Source organism: Neisseria sp. GT4A_CT1 (genome assembly GCF_000227275.1).
Lineage (GTDB): Bacteria > Pseudomonadota > Gammaproteobacteria > Burkholderiales > Neisseriaceae > Neisseria.
The window spans coordinates 163,695-166,465 of record NZ_JH164965.1 but is presented as its reverse complement, the minus strand read 5'-3'; the positions used below and the strand labels follow the sequence as shown (position 1 = coordinate 166,465).

Annotated in this window: 5 protein-coding genes; 2 read left to right on the top strand and 3 right to left on the bottom strand. The window is 53.7% G+C overall.

The features are described from left to right. The 3 genes from HMPREF1028_RS03480 to HMPREF1028_RS03470 form a co-directional block, all read right to left on the bottom strand. The coding region (locus tag HMPREF1028_RS03480) for a transcription antitermination protein NusB (RefSeq protein ID WP_009311398.1) at positions 1-334 on the bottom strand (334 nt) is incomplete at its 3' end. A 145-nt stretch (positions 335-479) separates the two neighbouring features. Further along, a complete protein-coding gene (gene ribH / locus HMPREF1028_RS03475; RefSeq protein ID WP_009311397.1) occupies positions 480-959 on the bottom strand; it encodes a 6,7-dimethyl-8-ribityllumazine synthase in 480 nt (159 codons plus the stop codon). 76 nt (positions 960-1,035) lie between these two features. Beyond that, positions 1,036-1,359, bottom strand: a complete 324-nt coding sequence (locus tag HMPREF1028_RS03470; protein WP_009311396.1) for a DUF2185 domain-containing protein — start codon at positions 1,357-1,359, stop codon at positions 1,036-1,038. 272 nt (positions 1,360-1,631) lie between these two features. Here HMPREF1028_RS03470 and rnc point away from each other — a divergent pair, with 272 nt between their 5' ends. Together rnc and HMPREF1028_RS03460 are read left to right on the top strand one after the other, a co-directional pair. Continuing rightward, a complete protein-coding gene (gene rnc, locus HMPREF1028_RS03465) occupies positions 1,632-2,351 on the top strand; it encodes a ribonuclease III (RefSeq protein WP_009311395.1) in 720 nt (239 codons plus the stop codon). 183 nt (positions 2,352-2,534) lie between these two features. Then, a partial coding sequence (locus tag HMPREF1028_RS03460) for a transposase (protein WP_349267052.1) occupies positions 2,535-2,771 on the top strand: 237 nt, incomplete at its 3' end.

The following is a 2,771-nucleotide window of genomic DNA, read 5'->3' as shown; positions in this document are numbered from 1 at the left end:
TTTTGGTCACTTCGATGGCTTCGTTGATGATGACGGGGTAGGGGGTCTCGGGCATCGCGCTTAATTCGTGGCATGCCATCAACAGGACGGCGCGTTCGATGGGGCTGAGGTCTTTTTCGTCGCGGTCGAGCAGGGGGCGGATTTGTTGGATGTATTCGGCTGCATGGGTGTGTGTGCCGAAGAAGAGTTTGTTGAACAGCTCTTCGTCCGCTTTGGCGAAGTCGGGCTGGTCTTGGATGTTTTTAGCGATTTCGGGGGCGGCGGTGTTGTTGATGCCGGCTTGGTAGAGGGCTTGTACGGCTAACTCGCGGGCGCGGCGGCGTGGGGTTTTCATGGGGATTCCTTCGTTGGCGGCACGGTGGGTGCGGTAATGAATGTTTCAGACGACCTCTTTCGGATGACGGGTCGTCTGAAAACGGTTTGTCCGGCGGATGGAGCGAAACCGAGATGCTGTAAAGCGGCGGGTTTCGCGTTCGGATTTATTCTTCTTCGTCGTCAAACTGCTCTTCAATCAGATGGTTGACGAGGTTGGCGCACTCGACGGCGACTTTGGCAGCGTCGGCGGCTTTTTCTTCAATACGCGCGACGGCTTGCTCGTCGTTTTCGGTGGTCAGGATGGCGTTGGCGATGGGGATGTTGTAGTCGAGTCCGACACGGGTTACGCCTGAACCGGATTCGTTGGAAACGAGTTCGAAATGGTAGGTTTCGCCGCGGATGACGACGCCGATGGCAATCAGTGCGTCGTATTGCTCGGAGGCTGCCATGTTTTGCAGGATGAGCGGTACTTCGAGCGCGCCGGGTACGGTGGCGATGGTGATGTTGTTGTCGGCTACACCCAATTCTTGCAGGGTGCGGCAGCAGACTTTGAGCATTTCGCTGCCGATTTCGTTGGTAAAGCGGGCTTGTACGATGCCGATGCGTAGGTGTGCGCCGTCGAGGTTCGGGGCGATGATGTTCATGGTGTTTCCTTGTATTTTGAGCGGTAAACGGGTTTTCAGACGACGTTTGGCTTTTCTGAAAACGATATTGGTGGATTTATTCTTGTGGCTGCCAGTCGGCAACGGCTTGAAACTCGCCGTCTTTGCCTATTTCCCATGCACTGCCTTCGGGTTGGGTTATGAGCGCGGCGATGGCGGGATTGGACTGGGTGATTTCGGAAAGGCTGACGACGCTGAAATTGTCAGGATCGTCGGTGTATTCGTCGGTCTCGTCGCCGCTGAAGAAACGCCAGCCGCTGTCGTTTTCGAAAACGGGGGCTTCGCGGTAGAGGAAGCCGACGGGTTCGCCTTGTTTGGCTACCGTGTTGGTGACGATGCAGCGGTCGAGTGCGGCTGAGAGGGCTTGGGCAAATTTGTTCATTGTGGTGTGTTGCGTGCCGTAAAAATTGTGCGGATTTTATCATGATTAGGGCTGGCTCTGCACCGTGTATCTTTATATTTGCCGCTTATGGTTTGATGGTACAATGCTGGTCGTCTGAAACGGGCTGAACTGTATTTCAGACGACTATTGCAGCCTTAAAGTGTTTCCGTATTTGCATGAAGTGCCGAAACGCATTCGGGTTGGTTTGGGAGGTTGAATTTTCGCCGCCTCCCGCCCGATACGCCGAAGCAAGAAGAAAGACAAACGTCCTCATGAAAACAGATGTGTTAAAACAGCAGGCGCATACCGCCATTCAGAATAAACTGGGTTACCATTTCAAAGATACCGCGCTTTTGCAGCAGGCGTTGACCCACCGCAGCTACCATGCGAAAAACAACGAGCGTTTCGAGTTTGTCGGCGATTCGATTTTGAACTACACCGTCGCCAAAATGTTGTTTGACGCGTTCCCCAAGCTGACCGAAGGCGAGTTGTCGCGTTTGCGCGCAAGCTTGGTCAATGAAGGCGTGTTGGCGGAAATTGCTTTGGAAATGAATGTCGGCGACGGGCTTTATTTGGGTGCGGGCGAGTTGAAAAGCGGCGGATTCAGACGACCCTCCATCCTTGCCGATGCTATGGAAGCGATGTTTGCCGCCGTTAGCTTTGATGCGGATTTCGCCGAGGCGGAGAAAGTGGTGCGGCACTTGTTTGCCGAACGCGTCAAACGCGCCGATTTCAAAACGCAGGGAAAAGACAACAAAACCGCCCTGCAAGAAGCCCTCCAAGCCCGCCGCCTTGCCCTGCCCAAATACCGCATTGAAGAACAAATCGGTCATGCCAATGACAGTATGTTCCTGATTTCATGCGATTTGGGCGAACTCGGCTTCATCTGCAAAGCACAAGGCAGCAGCCGCAAGGTTGCCGAGCAGCAAGCTGCCAAAGAAGCGCTGCAATGGCTCGAGCAACACCATCCTTTGAAAAAAGCAAAAAAATAGCCGATTTATTTTTCAGACGACCTTGTATATCGAAACACCCGTATCATAGCAACAAACCGCCCGCCGCCACCCGCATCCGACCAAGGCAAACAACCGTTGCGTAGCTCAGGGAGCGGCCGGGCAACCCATCGACACAACCGGACAGTTGCCAGACAACACAACCGAATGCAAGGCAGGTTTATGATGAGTACCCAATACAACTGTGCAGGCATCGACATCGCCAAACGAAACTTCGTCATCGCCGTTTCGTCTTTGTCTAAAACCAAAACCAAAACCGAAACCAACAACCCCAAAGGTATCGCCCATACTATCGAATACCTTAAAAAACACAACGTCGCCCTCGTCGTCATGGAAAGCACCGGCGGTCTCGAAATTCCCGCCGCCAAAGCCATCCACCGCGCAGGCATAGCCGTGATCATC